Below are 26,600 nucleotides of genomic sequence, written 5' to 3' on the forward strand. Positions count from 1 at the left end.
CCTTTCAACACATGATACATTGGATAGAGAACCTTCCCATAGATCGGCATCCTATGCTTTATTCTCTACCGGGCTAAGAAAGGAATGGCTTGTCTTGCAAAATAGAGAAATTCAAGAGACTCCTCTATACTCCTTAAAGCTGTACAATTTTTTTCTGTATGGAGCCATGGTCATTTTCTCCAGCTTCTTCCCGTTGTATCTGCAAGAGATCGGCATGGACAAGCTTGAGATTGGGAGCCTGATGGCGATTGGGCCTTTTGTATCGGTATTCGCAAATCCCTTCTGGGGCTATACCAGTGACCGGAGTCGTAACCTTCGGCGTATTTTACTGTTTATGATTGCAGGTACATTACTGCTGTTGCAAGCTTTATTTCATGTCCATACGTATGTCATGATTTATGTGTCGATGATTGGCTTTTATTTCTTCCAAAGTCCTTTGTTTGCCCAAAGTAACAGTCTCATTCTCAGCTACATTGAAGGCACGGACCGAAAATTCGGCTCCTTCCGCATCTGGGGCTCCTTCGGCTGGGCTGTGACGGCGGCCGTCGCCGGCCTGATCATTGACCAAACGGGAGTATTCAGCATATCCAACATCTTTACGGTGCTGCTTCTGGCTGCCCTGATCTGTACCCTGGCGATTCCACCGCTGAAAAGCACTGTTGAAACGGCAACCATTCATTTGCGTGGCTTTGGCAGCATTTTAATGAACGGATACTTTATATCTTTCATTTTGCTGGGGATCTTGGTATCCATTCCGAATTCGATCAACAGCGCCTTTATGTCCCTGTATATCACCGAACTGGGCGGGTCCAAGCTGATGCTGGGTTTCGCTGTCTTTATGTCATCGGTATTCGAAATCATTGTCTTTTTGCTGTTTGATCGCTTTTTGAAGAAAAAAATGACGGTTATGGTCGGCTGTCTGGCCCTCGTTAGTTTGCTGTTTGCTCTACGTTGGGAGCTAATGGCTTTGGCCACAGACCCGATTCAGATCGTGTTCATTCAGGCACTTCATTGCGTCACCTTCGGTGGTTATTTTTATGTAGGCACCCAGTTGACCGTCCTGTTCACACCGATAGCTTACCGCTCATCCGGGCAGGCCGTATATACGTTGACGTGGAGCGGGATATCTGGCATTGTAGCAGGCTTTGCAGGAGGCTGGCTGTTCCAGAATTTCGGTGGTGAAATGATGTACAACGCAGGCGTTTTCTTCGCCTTGCTCGGCTTTGCGGGATTCACCATCATGTGGTATATGCTGTACAAGAACGGTTATCAGCCCTTTCATGCCGACGACCACAAACGAGCAGAAGAAGCCCCTTAAAAACATCCGTGGGACGTGACACCCTTTTTTTCACTTGCTTGCCCGTTACGAACAGGGAGGGAATGTCTAAATATCGCCAATTATCATTACATATAGAGCCCGTGAGCGTAAAGTAAAGGAGTCTGCCGATGGCAGACTCCTTTTTTGACTTGGTCGCACGAGGCTACCATCCGTCCCACGCTGTCCAATAACTATTGCTTGGACAATTGGAAAGAGCTCTTCAGTGATACTACACGGTTGAATACAGGCTCACCCGGCTTGGAAAGCTTCGGATCGACACTGAAATAACCATGACGGAAAAATTGGAACTTGTCCTGCGGTCGTGCTTCCTTCATATTCGGCTCGACAAAACCGTGAGCAATTTCGAGAGAGTTCGGATTCAATTGGTCAAGGAAGGTTTTTTCCGTTCCATCCTCTTCAATCGCTTCCGGGTCCTCTGCATTAATCAAAGGTTCATACAGGCGGAATTCAGCAGGAACGGCCTGAGTAGCCTCCACCCAATGGATTGTACCTTTCACTTTACGTCCGGTAAAGCCGGATCCGCTCTTGGTTTCTATATCATAGGTACAATGGATTTCCGTTACATGACCGTCGGCATCCTTAATGACATCGTTACATTTGATGAAATAAGCATGCTTGAGACGTACTTCATTGCCAGGGAACAGGCGGAAGTATTTGCTCGGCGGATTCTCCATGAAATCCTCACGCTCGATATAAATCTCACGTGAAAACGGAATTTGGCGTGTGCCCAGCTCCGGATTTTCCGTGTTGTTTTCCGCTTCCAGCATTTCAACCTGTCCTTCAGGATAGTTCGTAATGACCACCTTCAACGGATCAATGACCGCCATTGTACGAGGTGCCTGTAGCTTCAAGTCCTCACGTGCAAAATGCTCCAGCACTTGCAGGTCGATCACGCCGTAGGCTTTGGAAATACCCGTCTCATATACAAAGCTGCGGATCGCTTCCGGCGTATAGCCACGGCGGCGCAAGCCGGAAATCGTCGGCATACGCGGATCATCCCAGCCGTCTACATGCTTCTCATCTACCAGAAGCTTGAGCTTGCGTTTGCTGGTTACGGTTTGAGCCAGGTTCAGCCGTCCAAATTCATATTGGTGCGGTACCTTTTCCATCTCGCATTCAGCTACAACCCAATCGTACAGCGGCCGCTGATCCTCAAACTCCAGCGAACAGAGCGAGTGCGTTACACCCTCGATGGCATCCTCCAGCGGATGAGCGTAGGAATACATCGGGTAAATGCACCATTTATCACCCGTGTTGTGATGCTCGGTATGCGAAATACGGTAAATTACCGGATCACGCAAATTAATGTTCGGCGAAGCCATATCAATTTTGGCACGCAGCACCTTTTCACCGTTCTGGTATTTTCCTGCACGCATTTCTTCAAACAGCTTGAAATTTTCCTCCACGCTGCGGTCGCGGTATGGACTGTTTTGCCCCGGTTCGGTCAGTGTGCCACGAGTTTCGCGGATTTGGTCCGCGCTTTGATCGTCCACGTAGGCTTTACCCTTCTGGATCAGCAAAACAGCGCGCTTGTACATTTCGTCAAAATAGTTGGAGGCAAAATGTTTTTCCTCCCATTCGTAACCCAGCCACTTCACGTCCTCCTGAATGGAGTTTACGTATTCCGTGTCTTCCTTCGCCGGATTCGTATCGTCAAAACGCAGGTTAGTGCGTCCTCCGAATTCATCACCCAACGAGAAATTGATCCAGATGGCTTTGGCATGTCCAATGTGTAAATATCCGTTCGGCTCCGGTGGAAAGCGTGTAACAACTTCCTTTACCTTACCAGTACGTAAGTCCTCTTCAATGACACTCTTAATAAAATTGGGGGGAGTGATCGGCTTCTCCACGCTAATCAACCTTTCTTCCGTGTAATCTGTACAAAATCTGTTCCCTTAAATATACCCTTTCACACCGCATAACTCAATAAAATGAAAAACCTTATGCCCTCTTCAGCCCAAAAAGTAACAAGTTATGAAAAAGAGTTAACATTTCTGACAAATAAATTCGTTATAGTGTATATATCTTTTATTTTACCCGGAAAAGGAGAACCCGCCTGTGTTTAAGCTACTCATCGTGATCCTGCTGTCCATGCTGTTGTCCTCCTCCGGTATGATTTCCGGTCATCCTTCACCGGACCCGGTGCCTGAACCCATACAATCTCGTCCGTTAGCCGTCGCTCCTGAAGACTCATCCGTCAAATTGTATGTTATGGAGCCTTCCCAGGGACTATTCCGTACAGCTACGCTGGAAATCGGCCAGCAGCGACGTGCATTCGCATGGTCAGGCTCGGCAGATATCGCCACCGCACCGCAGTTGTACTATACGGATGTAAACGGCGATGGTGTTCGCGAAGCGGTGGTCATACTGACCCTCGCCTCAGGCACAGGTGTCGAATTGCAGGAGCTTCATATCGTCAACGCACAGACCATGGACGAATATCCGGTTGAATCGGCGGCAGATGCTGTGTCCCGGCGCGTCCACAGCAGTGTGGAGCTGCGTGACCACAACCAACAGGTGCATATTGCAGTCACGATTGATGGCATCACACACACGCTCGACCCAAAAGCATCTGCGTTTTACGATGATCCAGCCCATTTTACAGACCACCTCGATTTCAGCTCTGTCGTCATGTATGATGCCGAACAACGTCCTCTGCACGCCACCGTATCCGGCAGCGTATCCCCAACCGAATTTGTAGGGGATTTGGAGCTGAAGTATGTATATGAGCATGGACGGTTCCGGGTGGGACCTATTGAGTTTGCAGCTTCCTCTCCGTTTTGACGACTCTCTCAGAATAAGGTAGCATGGGATTAAATGCTAGACTGGCTGGTTTAGCGATTTTCCGAGTGAAAGAGGGGATCAATCATGTTTACATACGCGTTGGACGAACGCACAGTCCTTCGTCCGCTCACCAAAGAGCATGTGCAGCCTCTGTTTGAGCTGATCGAAATGTCCCGTGACCGCCTGCGTCAGTGGCTTCCATGGGTGGATTCCACCACGGAAATCAGCCACACAGAGCAGTTTGTGCAAAGCGCCTTGAAGCAAGCCGCAGAGAACGGGAGCGTGACCGCAGGAATCTGGCTGGATAATGAGTTGGCTGGCATCATCAGCTACCATGAAATCAATTGGACTCACCGTTCGGTCAGTATTGGATACTGGCTTGGACACGGTTACGAAGGACAAGGTCTCATGACCAGCGCATGCCGCGTTTTCATCGAATATGCGCTGATTGAGCTGGACCTGCACCGGATCGAAATCCGTTGCGCCACCACCAACCGCCGTAGCCGGGGTATCCCGGAACGTCTGGGCTTCGTGCTCGAAGGCATTATCCGCGAAGCGGAACTGCTGCCCGACGGCTATATGAACCATGCTGTGTACGGCATGCTCCAGAGCGAGTGGAAACAGCTTCGGTAACCTTGCACCATAAAACAGCGCCGCAACCCGTTTAGGGTCTGCGGCGCTGTTCCTTATGAACGGCTTATAGAAGGCTTATAAGAAGCTGATTGCGCTATAGAATCCATGTCTATTTCAAGAAAGAAGCCATTAACACATCGTCCACGAATTGGCCCGCTATGTAAAACTCCTCATGCAAACGTCCTTCAATCGAGAATCCGCATTTTTCATAAAACATAAGGGCCTCCGTGTTGCACGAGAGTACCCGCAAGCTTAATTTGCGAATGCCCTCAGCGGCTGCAATATCCTTCATGGCACTCATAAGCGCTGTCCCAATACCTTTGCGGTGATAGGCTGGGTGCACGGCTATATTTATTTCCAACACATGACAATTACTAGCCAATAGCGTTGGAGAACGAAATCCGATATAACCGCAGAGCACTCCCTGTTCGATAGCGACCAGTTGAGAGCCCGGAGGCGTATTGCGCAAAAACTCCCCACGCGACTTCCATGACAGCGAGGCGGGGGCCGTTCGTTCATTCCATACCAATTCATCCAGCGCAATCAGATCAGGAGCATCCTTCATCTCCGAATGACGTATCGTCAGGGGTTGACTTGTAAGCAATTTCTTTCAATCCTTCCTGTGAAGGCATTCCTGAAGTATAGGCAGCAACCATTCGTCATTTATTGTACCATAATCACGGGCTTGTCACAGTCTTTATTAGGACTTAAGAACTGGAAACGTCTGCCTTGGACGTAGTAGTCTCAAAAGCATCCTCTTCACAGCGGGAACGGTTCAATCCGCTATGCAGAATAAAGAACAGGATGGACAAAACCGCCACGCCCGCTGCCAGCCAAAGTGTGGGTGGCAGACCTCCGCCATCATATAGCCTCCCCATAATATAAGGCCCCATCACCCGTCCGGCAGCGCCAATCCCCCCGACTAACCCGATGTAAAAGGGTGCTCCCCGACCTCCGTGGTCGGACAAAAATGCCGGAACCGCTGGCGCGATCAGCATCTCTCCCAGGGTTGCCAAAACCATGGCGAATATCATCCCCGTATAGTTCTGTGTGCCTAGCATGACGATATAGGCTACCAAATAAAATCCTCCGGCCCACGTCATTTGAGCCGAAGCATGCCGGGCATAAAGACGCTTGAGCCAGAAAATAATCGGCTGTGCAGCAAAAATAAGCACACCGTTCAGTGTCCATAGCAGCCCGTACATCGTTTTAGGCAAGCCCTGCTCAATAATATACGGGGACACTCCCGTATTCCAGATCGAATTACCGAACCATAAAAAGAGCGAGCCCAATCCGACGAAGAGATACAGCCTGGTATCACGGAAGAGCAGCCGCGCTGGTATTTCCTCTGTTCTTTTCTTCACGGACTTGCTGAGCTGAACTTCCCCCTCTTCCCGATCTACCCTGCTCAGATAGGACCAGAAAAATCCGGCAAATACCGCAGAGGTAATCCCGTTCATGACAAAGCTGAGCTGATAGGAGAGATCGGCCAGAACGCCGCTCAGTCCCGTTCCCAACGCCACCCCTATATTATTGGCAACATAGATAATGTTGAACAGCTCTCCACGGCGGTCAGCAAAGCGAAAACCTACAAATGCCTGAATCGCGGGCACAGATACGACATTAAAAAAGCCGATAAAGCCCATCATAATAACAAACGCAATCCAGTGACCGCTGGTAAACGGAAGCGTGAGAAGTCCCAACGCGTTCATTGCCAGCGAGCCGACAATCAGTTTTTTGGCCCCAATGCGGTGATAAAGGGCTCCTCCTAACACCTGACCAAAAATCCCGCCCAGAGACTGCACCAAAATCGCAATCCCCGCATCTCCCATACTGCGGTGCAGCTCGTCAAACACATACATGCTAACCAACGGCCACATTAGAGAGCTTCCGGCGGAATTAATCAGGCTGGCGACAAGAAACACTTTCACTTCTTTCGGATAAGAATCCAACCATTTCATATATTTTGTTTCTCCTTTAGCATCTGACACCATAACAACACATTATTTCATTGGCGCTTCACATTCACCACCGTTGAAAAGAAAGTAGCTCCCCGGCCCATATCCGATAGCCGATCAGAGGTCAACACATTAGCACGCTGTCTGCGTCCTTTACCTTCCCACCATAACCCTTGGCTAATCACTGTACCGGGCAACATCAGATCCGTGACTTTGGCTTTCAGCTCATACGTTCCCCGGTCGTTCCATACCGTAACCGGATCACCGTCCGCGATGTCTCTTGCCTGAGCATCCTCCGGGTGAATTTGCAGCAAAGGCTCCCGTTCCAGCCGCTGATGTTTGGGCAAATTCGCGAACGTTGAATTCAGAAAATTATGATTCGGCGGCGAAATAAACATCAGCGGAAACCGCTCGTCCGCTTGCGGTCGATGCTCTCCGTCGTATCCTTCGATCAGCGGCACATACGAAGGCATCGCGGGCAGACCCGCTTGCTTCATCTTTTCTGAATACAGCTCAATCTTGCCCGAAGGCGTAGTCAGACGATCCAGATAGGTAGCCTTTGGCGTCATGTCCAGTTTGACAAAAGGTGACTTTTTCAAGGCTTCCAAAGTCACACCGTTGAGATAAGGATTTGTCGGGTTATCAAGTGCACCCGCGATCATGTCCTCTTCGCTTTCCGTGAAAGCAGCCTCGTCAAAGCCCATAGCCTGTCCGAGCAGGCTAAACAGCTCATAGTTGCTTTTGCTTTCCCCAAGTGGAGCAATGACCGGCTCCTGCATCTGGATATAATGATGCCAATACGATTTATACAGGTCTGTGCCTTCAAAAGAAGACGCCGCAGGCAGTACAATATCTGCATAGCGGGCCGTATCGGTAAGGAACAGGTCGTGAACGACCGTGAACAGATCCTCCCGTTCAAACCCCTGCGTCACCCGATCGGCATCCGGTGCTACGATAACCGGATTGCTGCAGTACACGAGCAGCGCCTTGATCGGCTCGTCCTTCTGTAGCAGCGCTTCGCCGATTTGGTTCATGTTGATCACCCGGGCATCCGGGTTCTTACGCAGATCAGGACGTGCCAGATTGGCGCCGTTGAATTTGCCGTAAGCGCCGTTGGAACGCGATGCTCCCCCGCCGTGCTTCAGCCATTGCCCGGTGAGCGCAGGCAAGCATGTAACCGCGCGTACATTCATACCGCCATTATCGTGATGCTGAAGTCCGTTGCCAATGTTGATATACGCCGCTCGCGCCTGCCCGTACATCTCCGCCAGACGGATAATATCTGCTTCCGGCACGCCTGTAATGCGTGAGACCCGCTGCGGGGTATATGCCTTCACATGCTCGCGCAGTTCCTCATGACCGACCGTATAGCGACGCAAAAATTCATCGTCCGTCAGCCCTTGCTGGAACAGTACGTGCATGACACCCAGCGCGAGCGCGGTATCTGTTCCCGGGTATAGCGGAATGAACCAATCCGCCCATTGCGCTGTCCGGTTACGGTGAACATCAATGACAATTACCTTGGCACCTTTTTTACGTGCCTTCTCAGCCAATACCACCTGATGCATATTGGTGCTGATGACATTTCCTCCCCATACAATAATGAGGTCAGCATCCTCTGTATCCTCCGGACTGGTGCCGCCCTTAAAACCCATGACGGATGCCCAGCCTTCATTCCCAGCCACGCTGCAAATCGTCTGGTCCAGTTGGCTTGAACCCAGCGCATTAAAAAAACGGCGATCCATCCCATCCACACTCAACACGCCCATATTGCCATAAAAGCTGTAGGGGAGAATAGATTCCGGGCCGTCCGTGCGAATCAGTTCCTTGAAGCGGCCTGTAATGGTATCGACTGCCTCCTCCCAGCTAATTCGTTCGAACTTCCCTTGCCCCTTGGAACCTACACGCTTTAACGGATAGAGCAGCCGTTCGGGGTCATACACTCGCTCCGTCATATTGCGAACTTTGTTGCAAATGGCCCCTTTTGTAATGGGATGATCCGGATTACCGGTCACCTTGACGATCTTTCCATCTTCCTTGTGGAGCAGGAGCCCGCACGTATCCGGGCAATCCAGCGGACATACAGCCGGAAAAACACCGTCCGTACGCTCCGTCGTTCGCTGCCCCCTTTGCAAGTCTTGCTGAAGCACAGCCTCAGGAGGCGCGCTGTTGCGATGATCCATGGTGTTGATGCTCCTTTCCGTTACCATTTCCAAAAATTACACTGTTCTTATCATATATACAGCTATGTCCTATGGCAAGAGAAGGATTTTGCCAACCCAAATACGTCCAAAAGATCAAAAAAATCCGCTTGCTGCTCACAGCAAAACGGATTTCTAATATTCTATATTATATTTTGATCATACCTGTTTCATTATTGAATGCCAAGGGTAAAAGAGATCAAGGCATTATGGACGAGAGCACACTCATCCTCCATGCCAAATCATGGACCACTCCCAAAAAAATCCGCCATGACAGGTTTCGTTCCCCCGGACCTGCCATGGCGGATTTGCTTTGTTCCCATTTTCTAAGCCCAGCTTAATCAGGCATGGTCACTCAACGGAGTTGTTGCAGTAGACGAGGGTGCCTGAGATGAATCATTCACAGGATGCACAGCGGTATGAGGCTTTTTCAAATACGCCAACCAGTAAGCCCCAGCTACAAACAGGCTTCCTCCCACCAAATTCCCCAGCCAAACTGGAATGAAGTTCATGATATAATCTGCCCATGAAAAATGACCTGCGAAAATAGCCGCCGGAATCAGAAACATGTTGGCAACAACGTGCTGGAATCCGATAGCTACAAAGGCCATTGTCGGGAACCAGATCCCTATAATTTTGCCGCCGATCGAATCCGTACTATACGCCAACCATACAGCCAACGCTACCAGCCAGTTACATCCAATACCGGATATAAACGATTGCAAAAAGCTTTCATGCAGCTTGTGTCCCGCCATATCCACCACTTTGTCCAAATAAGGCCCTGTTTCGGTCAGGCCCAGCACATGACCAAAGAAAAAAGCAACAAACAACGCACCCGCAAAATTACTTAGCGTAATAATCGCCAAATTACGGAACATTGCCCCGGTCTTGATCCGTCCTGCCCATCTCGCCAGTGGCACAGCCATCATATTACCAGTCAGCAACTCTCCGCCGCCGATCAATACCAATACCAGACCTACAGGGAACACGGCTGCTCCAATAAAGGTAGCGATACTTCCCCATTCTTTGGGTGCGCTTGCGATAACACGTATATCCAGCAAAAAACCAAGCGCAATAAATGCACCTGCCAAAAATCCCAATACCACCGCCACAGTCCATGGATTGTTCGCTTTGGCCACTCCTGTTTCTACCGTCTTTTCGGCAATTTGCCCCGGTTTATAACTTGCCATATATTCCGCTCCTTTAACATCTTTTCACTCGAATGTTCTCTCTCATATTTTATTTAAAATCAGTGATTTTGTTTGTGAAAAAAATCACTTTATTAAATATTAAAAAAACAGCCCTTGGGTAAAGGACTGTTTTTCATGTATTATTACGTCTACTGCGCTACTATGCGCTTTATATTTAGTTGTATTCTTCCTTTTCAACTGCTCTCAAGAACCAAATAACTCCACCGAGGCCTCCCAGCGCCACGACTACAAGAAAAAGGATATAAAACAAACCCATAAGCTACTTACCCCCTAATCCTTATGCTACTCTATATTGTACTATAAGGATTCGTCCATTCATCTCAGATTGTTGACAAACTTATGAACAATGTCACAGACAAAATGAATTATACGGTAACTGGCTTCCGTTCAGACATGAGCGGCAAGGCTTGCAAACCGGCTGCATTCAGGAAATTCCAAGGCTTGTTATAATGCGGCTGGAAGAAGAAATCGACAAAGGCCAGTTGATCAATGGTCATATGATTCTGAATGGCTACGGATAGCGTGTTAATGGATTGCGTCAAATCCACCTTCGACATAATTTGTGCCCCAACAATTCTCCGTGTCTCCTGCTCATATACAACTTTCAGCAGTACCTTTTCGGAGGTTGGCATAAATTCAGGTCGGTAGCTGTCCTCAATGGTAACAGCCTCTACAGCCATACCTTCGTCCGTTGCTGCCGCTTCTGTCATACCTGTTCCTGCAATATTATCTTCATAAATTTTAATACCCGAGGTTCCCTGTGTTCCCATATAAGCAATGGTCGGTTGTACCAAATTGCGTGCCACCAGCGTACCCATACGAACAGCGTTGGTTGCCAATGGAATATAAGCTGATTTGCCTGTCGGGTTGTAGTGGATTGCACAGCTATCACCTGCAGCAAATACGTCCGGGCAACTGCTTTGCATATAATTGTTCACAATGATCGCGCCGTTGGGCAGCATGTCTACCTGACCTTTAAGCAGATCCGTTTGAGGACGGAAGCCGATACAGAGAATAACAAGCTCTGTTTCATATTCTCCTTTAGATGTCACCACTTTATTCACCTTACCGTTACTTCCTTCAAAACGGCTCACTGTTTCTCCCAGCACCAGCTTGATGCCATGCTTCTTCAAGGAATTTTCAATCCGGTCTGTATATTCCGGGTCCAAATATTTATTCAAAATACGATCAGCGCTGTCGATCAGCGTTACGTTCTTGCCGTTCATTTGAAAAGCTTCCACCAGTTCAACACCGATATATCCGGCACCGACAACCGTAATGTTCTGTACATGCTTGGCTTTCTCAATGATGTCATTGGAATGATTATAGTTTTTGCAGAGCAAGATATGATCAAGCTCAATACCTTCCAGCTTCGGAATAATAGGCCACGAGCCCGTAGTTACAATTAATTTATCAAAGGTGTCCGTAAATTCTTCTCCTGTTTGGAGATTGCGTGCTTGCAGCGTTTTGCCTGCTGTATCGACATTCGTTACCTCATGAAGCATCTTGGTCACGACACCCAGCTCAGCCAGTTCATTCGGGGAAGAATAAAACAATCCGTGCGGATCTTTGACGACACCACCTACGTACAGAGCAATACCACAGGATAAAAACGAAATATTGTCATTACGCTCGTAAACGGTAATTTCTGCATCTGGATAACATTTGGCTGTGTTGACGATGGCTGCCGTACCTGCGTGTGTACATCCGATAACTGCTACTTTCATGTTGAATTCCTCCTTGGTGTGTGGGCATACAATGTATAATAATTGTGAATTGTTTCACGTAACTGTGTTATTGATTGTGATTTATTTCACTTCATGCGCTTATTATAATGTGACATTTTTCACATTGCAATAGCTTTCTATGATATTCACAATTTGTCCACATTTTTAAAGTCAGGAAGATACAAAGTCAGCCGTTTGCTGAAACGACTCTTTGCTTCATTCAGTTTTTCCCGTACGGGGCTTGATTATGCCTTTTATCAGGCTTCCAAATGCTACTGCAACGATCAACCTAATGTGAAATGCAGACAATAAAAAAGGCCGAACCCCGGAAAAACACCGGAAATTCAACCTTATCTAAACGCATATTTCTGACTAAGCTGGAAGCTATTACAGGAGTTGCTCGATAGCCGCTTTCATCGCCTCTGGTGATTCCTTGGGTTCAAAGCGATTCACAGGCACACCTTCACGATCCACAATGAATTTCGTAAAATTCCATTGAATCGTGCCGTCTTCCTGCTCTCCAGGCTGCTGCTTTTTCAAATATTCAAACAGAGGTGCTGTATCCGGACCGTTAACGTCCACTTTAGCGAATACCGGGAAATTAACCCCGTAATTCAGTTGGCAAAATTCAGCCGCTTCCTCGCTGCTGCCCGGCTCCTGACCGCCAAATTGGTTACAAGGGAAGCCTAATACAACCAGTCCCCGATCCTTATATTCATCATATAGCTTTTGCAAATCCCCATATTGCGGGGTAAGTCCGCATTTGCTTGCGGTATTTGCGATGACCAGCACCTTACCGGTGTAGGTATCCAGAGGAACCTCCTGATTCGCTGGTGTTACGGCATGATGTGAATAGACAGACATATAGCATCCTCCTTTGTTTTGCTTGGTTTAAGTTTCATCACCTATTTTACCCAAAACGAAACGGACATGCCAACATCCCTCGACTTTAGCGAGACGCCACCACTTCGAGTCTGCGTTCTTCACGTTCTGAAGCGGACATCCTTGGACACGCAAAACAATACCGCTGGCCTCCACCTGTCTTGTAATATTGGCAGCAGGACGGTTTCATATATGCCTTCTCACCGGGACGGTAAGGGTTATCCAGCTCAACGAGACGAACCGTAAACGGGTTTCTTTTACGCCCGAATACCTCTCCCTCCAGCTCCCGTGTCACATAATCATAATCTTGTTCAAAATGCTCCACATCCTGTGGTTCGGTTAGCGATGGCTGTACTCTGTCCTTAAAATACAGCAAAGTCAGCGGGAACTGTCCCCACATCTGTCCAACAGATGCACCTCCTACCGAAGCCATCGCCTCCAGTATCGGTCTGATCTGCAAGCTGTAAAAGTCACGCAACACCTGCTGCGCCTGCCCGGATGAATGATGCTCGTCTTGCCTGATGTTGTCCAGCTCAGTTGTGTCGATGACCTGAAAGCTGATGGCGGGATATTTCCCTTGATAACAAATATGAAATCTGAGATTGGAAACCGACAGATCGAGACGGCGTTCACACAAAGACACCATAAAATGCTGAGCAAACACAAGACCACGCAGCTGGTTCACAAAATAAACGGCTGTGGTCAAGCCGTCTTCCGCACGCAGCAACTCACCATAATACTCCATCACAGAGCCAAGCTTATCCGGTTCAAGCCATTCTGCCACAGGCCCGGAGTATACCGCATCTTCTGGTGTGTCTGTCACTATTCGCGCCAATTGCTCAAGCTGATCATAATCCAGTGGTTTCATTAGGTCTCCTTTATCCTCTTGCCGCTACCTGTGGTCTGGCTTCACGCCGCTCGGAAACGGAGCCTACTAATTGATTCTCTTCCAGTTTCAATCCCTTTACGGCTTGGCTTACGGCTGGTTGTCCGGCCAAAGCATATGGAAGACACAGCGGTACACCCGTACGAGGATCTGTTACGATATCCGCTTCAATACCGAACACCTCGCGCAGCACGTCAGGGGACATGACCTCGGTTGGCGTTCCTACAGCCTCTGCCTTCCCTTTTTTGATCGCGATCATATGCTGGGCGTACCGGGCTGCATGGTTCAAATCATGCACGACCATGACAATGGTACGTTCGGCCGAAGTGTTCAAATACTCTAGCAAATGCAGCACTTCCAATTGATGCGCCATATCCAAAAAGGTAGTCGGTTCATCCAGAAACAAAATATCCGTATCCTGCGCAAGCGCCATGGCAATCCATGCACGCTGGCGCTGCCCGCCAGAAAGCTGGTCGATCGGGCGATCGTGGAACTCGCTCATTCCTGTCACCTGAATGGCCCACTCTACCATTTTACGATCATCTGCTTTCATAGAGCCAAAGCCTTTTTGATAGGGGAAACGTCCGTAAGATACCAGTTCCGTCACAGTCAATCCTTCCGGTGCAGTCGGATTTTGCGGCAAAATAGCCAACTGCTTCGCTACCTCCCGGGTGGATTGCTTATGAATGGATTTACCGTCGAGCAGAACGCTGCCGCCTTTAGGATTCATGATGCGAGCCATCGTCTTCAGAATGGTGGACTTGCCGGAGCCATTTGCGCCCACCAAGGCTGTGATTTTCCCTTGCGGTATTTCTACGTTCAGATCCTCCACAATCAACCGATCTTCATAAGCAATATCCAGATTAGCCGTTTTCAGACGAAACATTCGGAATCATTCCTTTCCCTTATCTAATATATAGTCACGGGCTTAACGCACGTTATTCATCAAAACTTCATCCTATCTTTATATAATAAAGATATTGATAATCATTATCAAGTGTTGATTGGCGCATTTCACTTTAGCATACGAATCATTTCACGGAAAATGACCCCGAAAATTCACAAAAAAAGACCACAGCTCCTCAAAGCTGTGATCTTCTAATATCCGGCAGACAACATCAAGACTGTACAGAACGTAGCCCAAATGCTTCAGCCATGAGACGTATGGATTTCAACTTGGCGTCAAAGTCATGAATAATACTTGCGACCATGATTTCCTGTGTATGATAAGCCTCACTCAATTGCTCAATTTGGTGCTTCACCTGCTCAGGCGAGCCCACCACCATGCGCTTGCGATTCTCGCGGATGCGCATCCGATCATATGGCGTATAAGGATACGTCAATGCCTTTTCTACGGAAGGTGTGCCAGCGGAGCGCATTCCCTGCTCCAGTAACACCAGAGACAAGTCCATGCTGGAAGCCAGGCGGTTCGCTTCTTCCTCGGTATCCGCACAGATAGCAAATACGGCAACAAGTGAACGCGGACGGTCACTATGCTGCGAAGGCTTAAAATGCTCCTGATACTCCTTCATGGCTCCTGTGCCGCCTTCGCCGTTGATGAACTGCGCAAATGCAAAACCCACGCCGCGTTCGGCTGCAAGCCCTGCACTGTCGCCGCTGGAGCCGAGCAGCCACATTTCCGGCACGGTTTCTACGAGCGGCATCGCCTGTAACGAGCCAAAACGATGCTCACTGCCTGTACTGTCATGCAGATAGGCCAGCAGATCATCCAGTTGCTCGGGGTACAGATCAACGCCGCCCCTGATTTTGCCCTCCTGCAAGGCTCTGGTGGCTATTGGCATTCCTCCCGGGGCCCGTCCCAAACCCAAATCCATACGCCCCGGGTATAACCCTTCCAGCACACGAAAGTTTTCCGCTACTTTATAAGCGCTGTAATGCGGCAGCATCACACCGCCCGAGCCGACGCGAATGGTTGAGGTACGGGCGGCCAGATGTGAAATTAGTACCTCCGGGCTGGACCCTGCAAGATTTGCGGCAGAATGATGCTCTGATACCCAAAAGCGATGATAACCCAAGCGTTCCGCCTCTATAGCAAGCTCAGCGGTCTTTTGTAACGCTTGCGCATGCGTCATGCCTTCCGATACCGGAGATTGGTCAAGAATGCTGAGTTTTATCATATAAAGTCTGACCTTTCTGTTTGGGAATAGGAATAGGCATTAATTATAGCACGCGAAGCCACAGTTACCCAAGAGGTGCCTTGATCGACCAGAAAGCTCTATTTTTCGTAGAGACTCTCTCTGGCTTTATCTGCTTCATAGAGGTGTGAACGTTTCTTAAAGAAATTGAACAGATGGGTGACGATAACCTTCAATACAGCATAGCCCGGAACCGCCAGTATAATCCCTACCACTCCAAACAGATTGCCTGCTGTCAGAATGACAAAGATAATCGTGATCGGATGCACCCGGAGAGACTTGCCCATAATTTGCGGAGAAATAAATTTACCCTCGATGAGCTGCACAACTGTCCATACGATGACCATCTTGAGCAGCATAACCGGAGATGTTACCAAAGCTACAATTAATGCAGGCGTAATGGCTATCACGGGTCCCAAATAAGGAACAACGCTCGTAAAGGAAGCAATGACGGCAAGCGTCAGAGAATAGTCCAGTCCGATGATCAAATAACCGATATACAACAGCGCCCCGATACAGAAGCTGACAATAATCTGCCCCCGGATATACGAGCTGACTTGATGGTTAATTTCACCCATTATATGGTCAGTTTCTTTACGCAGCATAGGCGGGAACATTTTCAGAATCGTCTGTGGCAGCTTGTGTCCATCTTTCAGCAAGTAAAATAAAATGAATGGAACCGTGGCAATAGAAAGCACAGTTTCCGTTAATGCGCCCAAGAAGCTCCCCACACCCGTCCATGCATTGTTGATGAAAGCAGATATCTTTTCCGAAGCCTTGGAGGCCAGCTCAGATGGATTAATTTGAATAGTATTCTGGAACTGATTCACAAAATTGCTGCCGATCAGCTTCTCGAATTGTCGTTGTACTTGTTCGCTATATGCAGGCCCATTTTGAATCAACCCCTGAATCTGATCACGTATCACTGGCACTACCGATGTAATCACGATGGTAATAATCCCTAAGATAAGCAAATAAAGCACAATAATGGAGTATATCCGTTTGACCTTATTGCGCTCCAGCATATCAACCAGCGGATTGAACAGATAGTACAAAACACCGGACAAAATGACAGGGAGAATGATCGTTTTCAGCAGCACAATAACGGGGGTAAATATATACGAAATTTTGGTGAGCACCAATACATTTAAACCGATGAGCAGCAGTACCAGCAGGAATAACACAAACTTGTTGTTCAGAAAAAACTTTTTGAATCGGTCTTTCCATGCCGGAGTTGTTTCCACATGACATTCCCCTTCTCTATAAGCAAATAAGTGTAATGATCCTTCATACAGATAAGATATATTTTTAGATCAAAATATACAAGGTTATACCCGAATAAACATAAAAGCAAACAAAGTTGTACAACTTCATACAAACTTTGCTTGCTTTGGGATTTTACGGAGTATCATTTGTCTTGGTAGCAGCAGAATCCGTCGTTGTGGTTACAGGCTTGTTTTCCTGTTCAAACAGGTTTTGTACAAAGCGCTTGAGCTTTCTCTGGTCCACACCCAACACCTGCGCCCCCTTAGCCGTTGTCTCTCGCACCAGCTCATTCGGTGGAATTTGCTGTTTCGCAATCGTCTTGGCATCGATATTAAAGCCCAATGAAGCCAATTGCAGCATTTCTGTTGTGCTCAGGTTCGTTTCAATATAAGGAGAAATGCTGTTTAAAATACTTGGCAGCTTAATCAGAGACGAGGTCGACTGAATTTTGCCACCCAGCTCGGTAATAAATTTACGTTGCCGCTCCGTACGCGTAAAATCGGAAGTGGCATCATGACGAAAACGCACATATTGCAAGGCCGTTTTACCGTCCATGTGCTGCATTCCCTTTTTCAGATCAATATCAAACTGGTGCTTATCTGCTTTGGAGGTGTAGTGCATATCCTTTTCGACATCCAGATCAATACCGCCCACAGAATCCACCAGCGCAATAAAGCCATTAAAATCCGTGTATACATAGTATTGGATCGGTATGCCGAGCAGGTCGCTCACCGTTTGTCTGGTCAGATCAGGCCCGCCGTAAGAAAATGCGGCATTCAATCGACTTTGCCCATGGCCCGGAATATCAACATACGTATCACGCAGGATGGACATGAGCGTAGCCTTCTTCGTGACCGGATCAACAGAAGCAACCATAACAGAGTCAGAACGTCCTGAATCCTCCCCGCGTGAATCGCCGCCCAGCAGCAAAATATTCACTCTCTCTTTTCCATCCCACTCCGGGGGAAGAGACACTTCTACAGGTTGTACATTCGTTGGGGACTGGCTTTGTGCTTGCGGCTTAAATTTCGAATCCTGACCGGTAGCGACCGAAATTTGATTTGTAAAATGATATATAGAGTAAGCATAATATCCGCCCACCAAAAGAACTGCCGCAGTCACAGAAATGCCCAGCCATTTTAATATTTTTCGCATATTTTCGAGTAACCTCGCTTTTATTCAACATCTTTCAGCTTATAAAAGCATACCCTCCCTGCAAGTTATCTGTCAATTTGCGTCGTCTGTTCAGCGTACACGATTGACCTGTGACTAATGGTAGTTTTCCTTGTCTGTCACGCTGTTATTCTTATGTTCTTGCGGCGCCAGGTTAGCATTGTCAGGAGTGTCCGCGTACCATGGATTAAGATGCACAAGCACCTCGTAAACCCTCGGCTCCTGCTTCATCACAGCCCCTTTGATCAGCCGGATAATATCATGTCCCTGCTGAATCGTCAGGGAGGCATCCACAGAAGCGCGGATATCCACAATAATGTAATGACCATGCTCACGGGCACGGATGCGGTCAATTCGCTGAACCTCGGCTACACTTAGGGCTGCTTCGGCATAGCTTTCGATTTCCTCGGTTGCAATCGCCTTTTCCATCAGTACATCTATGGATTCACGGCCCATCTCCCACGCCAGCCTCAGAACCAGCAATGCGACCACAAACCCGGCAATCGGGTCACCGTAGGATAAAATATGAATGCTCCAGTGCTCCCCGATCAAGCCCAAACCGATACCCAGTACAGCAGCAGCGGAGGCATATACATCCGCCAGATGATCCTTGGCCGTAGCAATGAGACCCTGGCTATTGGCTGCCCTTCCGATACGGATCGTATATATATACAGCCATTGCTTCCAGAGCAGGGAGATGATCGCCGCCACCAATGCCAGTATATGCTCCTTCGGCATCGGTTCAAACAGCGCCATAATAGAATGGTAGCCGATAAATATGCCGGCTGCGAACAAAATAACCGCCACCACGCTAGCTCCAATAACCTCTGCCTTGCCGTGACCATATGGATGATCCTCATCCGGCGGCAGACTCGATATACGCATCGCCCCCAGTGCCGTTGCCGAGGCGATTACGTCCCCGGCGTTATGCACACCGTCAGCAACCAGCACCTTGCTGCTGAACATGACGCCTGTAATGATCTTAATGCCGGTTAATAGGATGTTGCTGATCAGGCTGATCCACGCTGACACCATAGCGCGTTTGCCCATATCCTGTTCCTGCATGATGTATAACCTCCGTATCTATCTTGAAAGCAACTGTTAACCCCAAGTCAATCGTTACTTTCAAGGCAGCTAAGCTGCTGGTTTTCTTTAGTTGCTCAGCGCAGTAATGCTGCTTATGTCATCCTATGATGCTGCCGCATCGGCGGTATGGGTGGAGATTACAATAGCCCCGGAAGATGAGCCTCTCCGGGGCTATTATCATAACCATAGTTGAGCGTTCTATGAGAACACTCTTGCTTTATCTGGACCGTCCGCGACGGCCTCCCTGTCCTTGAGCTCCGTGCGGGCCGCCTTTGGCCTGTCCACCGCGACCACCTTGACCTCCGCGGGCGGAGCCGCCGCTGCTGCGGTCATATCCGCCGCGTTCGCTGCTTTGCCCTGCAGAACGGCCTTGGCCTCCGCGTGCGGAACCGCCGCTGCTGCGGTCATATCCGCTGCGTTCGCTGCTTTGCCCTGCGGAACGGCCTTGGCCCCCGCGCGCGGAACCGCCGCTACTGCGGTCTAATCCGCTGCGTTCGCTGCTTTGCCCTGCGGAACGGCCTTGGCCTCCGCGCGCGGAACCACCGCTGCTGCGGTCATACCCGCCGCGTTCGCTGCTGCTGCGGCTGGAGCGACGTTCGCCGCCTGCGGATGCAGCGCGCTCTTCGCGCGGCTGCTCCCGCTCGGTGCGGCCACGGCCTGCGCCGTCACGGCGACCCGCCTGTTCGCGGCCGCTGCCCCGGCGTCCGCCGCCGGAACCGTTGCCGCCGAAGGAACGGCGGTCGTTTCTGCCTGAGCGGCGTTCTCCGCCCTGCCGCTCAGCTGTATTGGCAGCAGATCTACGCTGCCCGCCGCCCTCGCTGCTGGTGAAGGTAACACCAGCAACCTTCTGGATGTTCCGAAGCTCTGGAACATCCCGTGGCGTGGCGAGCGTTACCGCCACACCTTTGCCTCCGGCACGGCCGGTACGCCCGATGCGGTGAATGTAGCTTTCGGCATCCTGCGGCATGTCATAGTTAAAGACATGCGTTACGCCTTCCACATCCAGGCCGCGTGCGGCTACATCGGTCGCTACGAGCAGTTGAAGCTTCGCTTCACGGAACGCCTTCATTACTTGCTCACGCTTGTTCTGGGACAAGTCCCCGTGCAGCTCGCCGCTCTGGAAGCCCATTTCTTGCAACTGCTCATTTAGCGCAGCAGCGCGGCGCTTCGTACGGCAGAAAATCACAGCCAAATACGGACGATCTGTATTCAGCATATCCACCAATGCCTGCTGCTTGTCCCGATCTGTCGTCTGTACAACGACCTGACGGATTTGGCTCACCGGAACGGAAGAAGCGGACTTCACTTTTACATCCACGGGTTCATTCATATATACACGAGCCAATTTGCGGATACCTGCTGGCATCGTAGCAGAGAACAGCATCGTCTGCCTCCGGTACGGAACTTCCTGAAGAATCGTCTCTACATCATTCAGGAAGCCCATGTGCAGCATTTGGTCGGCCTCATCCAGCACCAGCATTTTAACACCGCTCAAATCCAGTGTGCCGCGTCTCAGATGATCCAGCAGTCGTCCGGGTGTACCGATAATCAACTGTGCGCCGCCCTTCAGCTTGCGAAGCTGACGCTCTACATCCTGTCCTCCGTAAACAGCCAGCAACGACAAGCTTGGCTCCGTAGCCGCCAATAAGTTCGCTTCCTGTGTAATCTGGAGCGCCAGCTCACGCGTTGGAGCAATCACGAGCGCCTGCGGATGGCGCTTGTCCAGATTCATTTTTTGCAAAATCGGCAGTAAAAACGCAAGCGTTTTACCTGTTCCCGTATGCGCCTCGGCAATAACGTCCTGACCTTCCATCAACAGCGGAATAGACTCCTGCTGTACAGGTGTTGGTGCTGTAATTCCCTGCTCTTTCAAGGCGTCTACCCAATGCTGCTCTACGCCTAATGCTGAAAAATTCTTCAAGTGGTATTCACTTCCCTTATCTGTATTCAATATGTGTCACGTAAAATAGGTTCATGTGCCATATGACATCCATCGTTCCATAGTTCAGAATTCCCATTTTTGTATCGGTTCTCTTTCAACCCTTTTCAGGAAGGGAGCTTATCCGTTATCGTTGATTCTGTTCATGTAACCAAAACATACGGCCGCAATGCGGCTCAGGCCGTTCCATATATGACTTTCCTAGTATACGCGAATATGAACGGGTTTCCAAACCATTTTAATGAACAGTTGCAAAAGGTGAATTTAGTTGCCCTGTCATATATTATGATAGGAGAAATGCTTGAACAGGATACCCCCGATATGAATTATGTTTTCCAATCATGGAATCGCTTTTCTTTACCACATACTTGAAAAAATCCATTATACTAAACATCAGGAGGTTGAAACTTATGCATATTCAGATTCAAAACGTTGAAAAAAAAGAAAACGATTATCTCATTCATTACAAAGCCGGGGGCGCACTGCCGTTCGTTCCGCATGATATTGTTCTGATTCATGGCAAGCAGTATTTTATCGGCACGATTGTGGAGGTAGGGGCGGAACAGGCTCTTTTACGTATCAATCCGCAATATGAGAGCCAGTTGGCAGGCTCCATCGGGCTTGAACTGGCTTTCTCACCGACCGTCTCCATTCAAGGAGCAGATAAAATCGTGGAAAAGCTCGGATATTTCCCTCCCTTTCATTATGACCAAATTACAGCAGCAGATATCACAAAAGACCAGATAACATTAACGATTGAACTATCACCCGTTACCATACTGACACCCAAATCACCCGATCTGACTCCTTCGGCTGAGCAGCCTTCGCTTTCCACGTCTTCAACGGCAACTGTACCCCGTTACGCGGTGACTTTTACTTTTTTAGAGACAAAGGAACACGAGTTGACCGCTATGGAAACGGAAAATATCATTTTACAGCTTGATTTCCGTTATGAGGAGGCGGACATGGTCATTGATATTGATGCACTGACCGGACTGTCAGGCAGCTTCCTGTGCAGAGGCATCCGTGCGGAGATTGCAGAGTTGAATGAATAAACAGGAGTCTCGGGAGCTGACCGCAGAGCAAATTAACACACTCGACAATTGGGTAGATACCATTTCCTAATACGGTGATGGTGCTTCTGGAGGGGGGCGAGGTCAAAGAAGCTTTCTGTTTCTATAGAGAAAAGGTATCCGGGAATGACAAGCAGATAGATACCTGAAATCCCCCTTCGCACAACATGCCCTGAAGCAATTGCTGCAACATGAAGAATTCGGCGTGTCTGCCAAGCGGGAACTGTCAAGATAATCGACATCCAAAGGAGAATCAACCTACTCATGCGAGTCAAAATATTTATATTCATACTTATCATCGGGGTAATATGTGTTCCCGCCTATTTCATCATGAGCAGCTTCGGGTTATTTCAAAATGAAAAGGTACTTGTACAGTACAAGGTTGCCGTGGACGTGGAGGGTGAAAAGTATGATGCCTGGCCTGTCATCAGCAGCTTTACCGCTATAGACAAAAAAGGCGTCGACCGTCAGCTCTACTATCAGGCGAAAGGCGCCGGCTTGGAGTACCTGTTTCAGTTAGCCTATGGACAATATGAACTCAGGCCCTCCAAAGAAAATCCTTTTCTGGACGGAAGAATTCACTACACCATGGATCATCCCGATTACGTCCAGCAAGAGAAGAAATATAAGAACGCCAACGATTACAGCCAGTTACAGCATTATTATAACCAGCAGGAACAAGTCATCTATACTTATAACCCCGAAGCCAGACTTGACAAGGCATATGTTCGCTCCATCATCACTACAGGTATGACTCGCAGCTCTGGTGGATCAAGCAGTCAGGTGAAAGATAACTATATCAATATCACTAAGCTGTTCAAGGACAAGCTGGAAATTACCGTAAAAGTAGATGTGGACGAGGACAACAAAATCGTCACTCTATCCATGATATAAAAAAATAAAGGTTTCATATAACGGCTTTTATGTAGCCTCCCCTTTTTATTGCAATGTTCCCTTCGATAAGGTGGATAACGGAGACATTGATATGACTTGTCTATTCGGTTACGAGGTGGACAATAAAAATCATGACCTTCTGGCGCTTAACCATGAATTTCTGGATGAAATCAGTCATGTTGATAATGCGTTAATCGTTGGTGCAGATGCGGGTGATAATTTTTACGTTGTGATTTGCAGTGAACATACTCCTTATGTGTACTACTGGGATCGGACGCACCTTCATGCCTATGACGATAAACTGCACTATGATATCGCAGAGCAGGATGAATGCGGACATTTATATTTGGTGGCGATGGACTTTATAACGTTTTTGAATCGTGTGATCGAACTGCTCAACGAACAGGATGCCAACCTTCCGTACCTAAAATAATAGACAGGTCTATACTTAGACTTCTACGGAACGGCGCAAATAAAGATAGGAAGGAATGATTTACTTATGACAGAAACACAACAATATCGTTTGGGGCCTGCTTATCTGGAAAGATGGACTGTACCCGAAAACCCGGAGGCATGGATCGAGCAGGAGTGCCCCCCCTTTTGCCCTATTTAGATGAAGACGGTGAAGATACCTTTGAGGTAAACGTGACCGCTTATTATAATGTCGATTGGGATGACGAGTTTTCAGACGATGTGGATGAGGATGGGCAGCTTGAACTGATCAACGGCGAGCTATGCGATTTTGAAGAGGTGAAGCGAAACGGCTTTGATGCGATCAGCATTACGATTACCAGCGCCAAAGGTCTGAAAACAGAAATCATTCAGGAAGAGCTGGCCTGACGAGGTTGCAAAGCCAAAGGAGCCACGATCATGTTCAAAAGAATCAAACATCAGGAAGGCGATATTTTTGTCATCCCTATGCATGACGGCCGGCCGACGTCATCCGATGCTCCCATTGCTACTATGCCTGTCAGGAACCGGAATCATTTAAATACGATGCACGCGGCGTATGCAGCCATTGCGAGCGATATTTTAATATAGAGATTCACGATGACAGAACAGCCACGCACAAATATACGAATATAGACCGCACTCACTGTGAGACACACAACCAGGTTCCCGTACATCGCGTTGCCTCGCATGAATGGCGTACAAACGTAGTTCAGGATGGAAAGGACCCTATTTTTCATCTCCAGCTATACTATCTTGACTATGATGCGCACAGCTTCTCACTCGATCCCCAAATACATTAAGGATGCGAAGAATCGCCAGGCCATTTTGAAAATATTACAAAAGCTACAGCATAAGCAAGCATCCGAAGGAGGAAGCTCTGAGCGTGAGTATACAAACCTTTGACAACCTAGAAGCATTAGTTCGAGCCGTTAGCCAAACAGATATGAATGAATGGGTATTCACCAATCTGGAACATTTTCAGAGCAATCCTGTCGATGCCACCTATTATATTATCCCGGAGGAAGAGCTATGGGAGCTGGAGGATGCAGGTCTCACCGTCACCAATCACCGCGATGAAAATATTCCTGCGTCCCTTCCCGATCATCACGCACAGACATGGCTGGAGATAGCGACCGTGCAGGATGTCTTTGAAGTGCTACGCCGCAGTGGAAACGAGCCGGACATCCACCGCATCGCACAGGGACTTCAGTATTACCACGAATATGATGCTTTTATGGAATAAGAGATTCCAGCAGTGCTTTTACCTCAGGAGCAGCCTGTTTCAGGCTGCTTTTCAGCTTTTTCTCGCCGCCCCAAATTCGGTAAACGAGCAGCTCTTTGTCGTAATCCTCCAGCTTCTCAAGCTCCTCGACCAACACCCGTGCCTGCTCTACGCTTTCGATTCCAGACGACTTCAACGGCTTGGCACTTTGGTTGCCTGCCAGAAGAATCTTCGTCCAAACTGGAATCGTGTCCGGTGTCAGTCCATGCGCATCTGCAAAAACAGCCGCGTAGCCATCCTGTACCGACTGATGCTCCGTATCCACCAGCTTCATATAGCGAATCACCAATGGAAAATAGTCCGTTCCTTTCAGGCCCAGCCCCATCACCACATAGGTGCCTGGCATCGCCGATTTTTCCCCTGGCTCCACATCGTTGTACCACTTGAACTCTTCCATCACCATATCTGCATATTCAGCCAGTAGCGGGTGGAGAGCTGGGTATTCCAGTGCATTGGCAAAAAAACGATGCAACGTGGATTTAGCCAGCTTGGGCACAGGCAGGAAATTTTTCACCTTGCTCTTGAGCTTCAAGCGGTATTCCCTGGTAAAGCCTTTCTGTAAAATATCGCATACATATACGAGCGCTTCCCTGTAGCTCTCTTCTTCCTCCGAAAGAATATGAACCTCCAGCGTTTGCAAAATATCATTCGCTTGGCAGGTGACGCGCTTGCTTGTATATAGTGCTGGAATACTCCCTGACCCGCTCTTGAGCCACTGGGCAGCCTGCTCCGAGCCTAGCTGTGCAGCGATCTCCAAATATTTCTGCCGTGCATCGGCATCGGTCGAACCCACTCGCATCGCGGTGAGCAGGAACATCTCCATAGCTGGCGCAGGAATATTTGAGGGATGAATATCGGACTTCACCGTATAATCCAACCCGTAGCTTTTTTCCCGATCCGCATACTTCGCCAAAAATTCATCTTCAGCCCAACGCTTTAAGCCACTGTTGAGCTGATGTCTCCATGCTTCCTCACGATTGCGGCTCACTTTCACTTTTGCATCCATTCGATTCAGAAGCTCATCCACCCGTTGGGCATCTATAGGGTACAAGTGAGGATCGAGCATGTGCCTCACAAAGAAAAAATCGTCCTTTTCCTTCGGCACAGCTTTACTGGCAGGGTTGAGCTTCTGCTCCACAAACTGCTGGATAATGGCTAACAGGTGCTGCCGTTTATCTTCGTTCAGGAGCGAGAATGTAAAATGACTGGATTTCTTTTCCAAGACCACTTCCAGATGAAATTCCAGCCGATAACGAAAGAACATGGGACTACATTCTTCAGACTTAAATAGAGCCTCTATCCGTTCCCTGAACACAGGCATCCATTCGTCCTGCACTTGCTGGAGCGTTACCCCCTCCGTAAAACCAGAAATTTTCGTATCCGGTCTACGGTTATCCCAATCAAACGGTTCATAGGTATCCACCCATAGCCCGTCCTCCTTACAGGTCACTTTTAAGTATTCATGAATCCCTTCGTGAAGGACACTTTTTGTCTGGAATTCGGCAATGCGCTTTTGCTCAGAAGCGTACGCCTTATCAATTGCCTCGAAAATCGGATCTATGTATGCTTGTACCCCTGATGCCATACAATGTGCTCCTCCTTCATCCCCTTACAAATTGTAGTTCTAACGAAATTAAGATAGACTAATCTAAAACTA

24 protein-coding genes are annotated in these 26,600 nt (G+C 48.6%); 9 read left to right on the plus strand and 15 right to left on the minus strand.

All coding sequences use genetic code 11. The features are described from left to right. The first annotated feature begins 94 nt into the window (after positions 1–94). Positions 95–1,318, plus strand: a complete 1,224-nt coding sequence (locus E0698_RS14010) for an MFS transporter (RefSeq protein WP_192511946.1) — start codon at positions 95–97, stop codon at positions 1,316–1,318. A 191-nt stretch (positions 1,319–1,509) separates the two neighbouring features. Here E0698_RS14010 and E0698_RS14015 read toward each other — a convergent pair whose 3' ends face one another. Next, on the minus strand, positions 1,510–3,189 hold the full coding sequence (locus E0698_RS14015; protein ID WP_192511947.1) for a glutamine--tRNA ligase/YqeY domain fusion protein: 1,680 nt from the start codon (positions 3,187–3,189) through the stop codon (positions 1,510–1,512). A 208-nt stretch (positions 3,190–3,397) separates the two neighbouring features. Here E0698_RS14015 and E0698_RS14020 point away from each other — a divergent pair, with 208 nt between their 5' ends. Continuing rightward, positions 3,398–4,123, plus strand: a complete 726-nt coding sequence (locus E0698_RS14020; RefSeq protein ID WP_192511948.1) for a copper amine oxidase — start codon at positions 3,398–3,400, stop codon at positions 4,121–4,123. A gap of 84 nt (positions 4,124–4,207) precedes the next feature. After that, a complete protein-coding gene (locus E0698_RS14025; protein ID WP_134912137.1) occupies positions 4,208–4,756 on the plus strand; it encodes a GNAT family N-acetyltransferase in 549 nt (182 codons plus the stop codon). Positions 4,757–4,865: 109 nt separating this feature from the next. Here the strand turns inward: E0698_RS14025 and E0698_RS14030 are convergent, their stop codons facing one another. The 13 genes from E0698_RS14030 to E0698_RS14090 form a co-directional block, all read right to left on the minus strand. After that, positions 4,866–5,360, minus strand: coding sequence for a GNAT family N-acetyltransferase (locus E0698_RS14030; RefSeq protein ID WP_134912136.1), 495 nt, complete (start codon positions 5,358–5,360; stop codon positions 4,866–4,868). Positions 5,361–5,463: 103 nt separating this feature from the next. Then, positions 5,464–6,717, minus strand: coding sequence for an MFS transporter (locus E0698_RS14035; RefSeq protein WP_192511949.1), 1,254 nt, complete (start codon positions 6,715–6,717; stop codon positions 5,464–5,466). Positions 6,718–6,764: 47 nt separating this feature from the next. Then, positions 6,765–8,897: a molybdopterin-containing oxidoreductase family protein gene (locus E0698_RS14040; protein ID WP_192511950.1), complete on the minus strand. Its 2,133-nt coding sequence runs from the start codon at positions 8,895–8,897 to the stop codon at positions 6,765–6,767. A 359-nt stretch (positions 8,898–9,256) separates the two neighbouring features. Continuing rightward, positions 9,257–10,105 (minus strand): formate/nitrite transporter family protein, encoded by an 849-nt coding sequence (locus tag E0698_RS14045; protein ID WP_192511951.1) that lies wholly within the window; start codon positions 10,103–10,105, stop codon positions 9,257–9,259. Positions 10,106–10,491: 386 nt separating this feature from the next. Then, complete coding sequence (locus E0698_RS14050; protein WP_192511952.1) at positions 10,492–11,853, minus strand: FAD-dependent oxidoreductase; 1,362 nt, start codon at positions 11,851–11,853, stop codon at positions 10,492–10,494. Positions 11,854–12,240: 387 nt separating this feature from the next. After that, entirely contained in the window at positions 12,241–12,717 is a 477-nt protein-coding gene (locus tag E0698_RS14055) for a glutathione peroxidase (protein WP_192511953.1), read from the minus strand. A gap of 85 nt (positions 12,718–12,802) precedes the next feature. After that, positions 12,803–13,603, minus strand: coding sequence for a hypothetical protein (locus E0698_RS14060; RefSeq protein ID WP_192511954.1), 801 nt, complete (start codon positions 13,601–13,603; stop codon positions 12,803–12,805). 10 nt (positions 13,604–13,613) lie between these two features. Continuing rightward, a complete protein-coding gene (locus E0698_RS14065; protein ID WP_134912129.1) occupies positions 13,614–14,507 on the minus strand; it encodes an ABC transporter ATP-binding protein in 894 nt (297 codons plus the stop codon). Between the two features lie 232 nt (positions 14,508–14,739). Beyond that, entirely contained in the window at positions 14,740–15,759 is a 1,020-nt protein-coding gene (locus tag E0698_RS14070; RefSeq protein ID WP_192511955.1) for an LLM class flavin-dependent oxidoreductase, read from the minus strand. A 98-nt stretch (positions 15,760–15,857) separates the two neighbouring features. Next, positions 15,858–17,021 carry an AI-2E family transporter gene (locus E0698_RS14075; protein ID WP_192511956.1) on the minus strand — a complete coding sequence of 388 codons (1,164 nt, stop codon included), beginning with the start codon at positions 17,019–17,021 and terminating at the stop codon, positions 15,858–15,860. Between the two features lie 154 nt (positions 17,022–17,175). After that, the gene (locus E0698_RS14080) at positions 17,176–18,198 is read right to left on the minus strand and encodes an LCP family protein (protein ID WP_149095529.1); all 1,023 of its coding nucleotides are present in this window, start codon (positions 18,196–18,198) and stop codon (positions 17,176–17,178) included. 114 nt (positions 18,199–18,312) lie between these two features. After that, on the minus strand, positions 18,313–19,281 hold the full coding sequence (locus tag E0698_RS14085; protein ID WP_192511957.1) for a cation diffusion facilitator family transporter: 969 nt from the start codon (positions 19,279–19,281) through the stop codon (positions 18,313–18,315). Positions 19,282–19,519: 238 nt separating this feature from the next. Continuing rightward, positions 19,520–21,223 carry a DEAD/DEAH box helicase gene (locus tag E0698_RS14090; RefSeq protein WP_192511958.1) on the minus strand — a complete coding sequence of 568 codons (1,704 nt, stop codon included), beginning with the start codon at positions 21,221–21,223 and terminating at the stop codon, positions 19,520–19,522. A gap of 428 nt (positions 21,224–21,651) precedes the next feature. On the opposite strand from E0698_RS14090, the gene E0698_RS14095 reads away from it, so the two are divergent. The 6 genes from E0698_RS14095 (at position 21,652) to E0698_RS14120 (ending at position 24,904) form a co-directional block, all read left to right on the plus strand. Next, positions 21,652–22,296 (plus strand): immunity 50 family protein, encoded by a 645-nt coding sequence (locus tag E0698_RS14095; RefSeq protein ID WP_192511959.1) that lies wholly within the window; start codon positions 21,652–21,654, stop codon positions 22,294–22,296. Positions 22,297–22,578: 282 nt separating this feature from the next. Further along, entirely contained in the window at positions 22,579–23,208 is a 630-nt protein-coding gene (locus tag E0698_RS14100) for a hypothetical protein (protein WP_192511960.1), read from the plus strand. Positions 23,209–23,299: 91 nt separating this feature from the next. Beyond that, positions 23,300–23,641, plus strand: a complete 342-nt coding sequence (locus E0698_RS14105) for an SMI1/KNR4 family protein (RefSeq protein WP_149096471.1) — start codon at positions 23,300–23,302, stop codon at positions 23,639–23,641. Positions 23,642–23,808: 167 nt separating this feature from the next. Further along, on the plus strand, positions 23,809–24,048 hold the full coding sequence (locus E0698_RS14110; protein WP_223263998.1) for a hypothetical protein: 240 nt from the start codon (positions 23,809–23,811) through the stop codon (positions 24,046–24,048). A 30-nt stretch (positions 24,049–24,078) separates the two neighbouring features. Beyond that, positions 24,079–24,249 (plus strand): hypothetical protein, encoded by a 171-nt coding sequence (locus E0698_RS14115; protein WP_192511961.1) that lies wholly within the window; start codon positions 24,079–24,081, stop codon positions 24,247–24,249. A 295-nt stretch (positions 24,250–24,544) separates the two neighbouring features. Beyond that, complete coding sequence (locus E0698_RS14120) at positions 24,545–24,904, plus strand: DUF7716 domain-containing protein (protein WP_192511985.1); 360 nt, start codon at positions 24,545–24,547, stop codon at positions 24,902–24,904. Here the strand turns inward: E0698_RS14120 and E0698_RS14125 are convergent. Then, the gene (locus E0698_RS14125) at positions 24,894–26,528 is read right to left on the minus strand and encodes a DUF6138 family protein (RefSeq protein ID WP_192511962.1); all 1,635 of its coding nucleotides are present in this window, start codon (positions 26,526–26,528) and stop codon (positions 24,894–24,896) included. The genes E0698_RS14120 and E0698_RS14125 overlap by 11 nt on opposite strands. Positions 26,529–26,600 lie beyond the last annotated feature (72 nt).

It is taken from the genome of Paenibacillus sp. 23TSA30-6 (assembly GCF_014858585.1).
GTDB lineage: Bacteria > Bacillota > Bacilli > Paenibacillales > Paenibacillaceae > Paenibacillus.

Bases quoted from the DNA above. Each gene is read 5' to 3' on its own strand.
- E0698_RS14025 (WP_134912137.1), top strand. From the start codon at position 4,208: ATGTTTACATACGCGTTGGACGAACGCACAGTCCTTCGTCCGCTCACC.
- E0698_RS14035 (WP_192511949.1), bottom strand. From the start codon at position 6,717: ATGAAATGGTTGGATTCTTATCCGAAAGAAGTGAAAGTGTTTCTTGTC.
- E0698_RS14040 (WP_192511950.1), bottom strand. From the start codon at position 8,897: ATGGATCATCGCAACAGCGCGCCTCCTGAGGCTGTGCTTCAGCAAGAC.
- E0698_RS14045 (WP_192511951.1), bottom strand. From the start codon at position 10,105: ATGGCAAGTTATAAACCGGGGCAAATTGCCGAAAAGACGGTAGAAACA.
- E0698_RS14050 (WP_192511952.1), bottom strand. From the start codon at position 11,853: ATGAAAGTAGCAGTTATCGGATGTACACACGCAGGTACGGCAGCCATC.
- E0698_RS14055 (WP_192511953.1), bottom strand. From the start codon at position 12,717: ATGTCTGTCTATTCACATCATGCCGTAACACCAGCGAATCAGGAGGTT.
- E0698_RS14060 (WP_192511954.1), bottom strand. From the start codon at position 13,603: ATGAAACCACTGGATTATGATCAGCTTGAGCAATTGGCGCGAATAGTG.
- E0698_RS14065 (WP_134912129.1), bottom strand. From the start codon at position 14,507: ATGTTTCGTCTGAAAACGGCTAATCTGGATATTGCTTATGAAGATCGG.
- E0698_RS14070 (WP_192511955.1), bottom strand. From the start codon at position 15,759: ATGATAAAACTCAGCATTCTTGACCAATCTCCGGTATCGGAAGGCATG.
- E0698_RS14080 (WP_149095529.1), bottom strand. From the start codon at position 18,198: ATGCGAAAAATATTAAAATGGCTGGGCATTTCTGTGACTGCGGCAGTT.
- E0698_RS14085 (WP_192511957.1), bottom strand. From the start codon at position 19,281: ATGCAGGAACAGGATATGGGCAAACGCGCTATGGTGTCAGCGTGGATC.
- E0698_RS14095 (WP_192511959.1), top strand. From the start codon at position 21,652: ATGCATATTCAGATTCAAAACGTTGAAAAAAAAGAAAACGATTATCTC.
- E0698_RS14100 (WP_192511960.1), top strand. From the start codon at position 22,579: ATGCGAGTCAAAATATTTATATTCATACTTATCATCGGGGTAATATGT.
- E0698_RS14105 (WP_149096471.1), top strand. From the start codon at position 23,300: ATGACTTGTCTATTCGGTTACGAGGTGGACAATAAAAATCATGACCTT.
- E0698_RS14115 (WP_192511961.1), top strand. From the start codon at position 24,079: ATGTTCAAAAGAATCAAACATCAGGAAGGCGATATTTTTGTCATCCCT.
- E0698_RS14125 (WP_192511962.1), bottom strand. From the start codon at position 26,528: ATGGCATCAGGGGTACAAGCATACATAGATCCGATTTTCGAGGCAATT.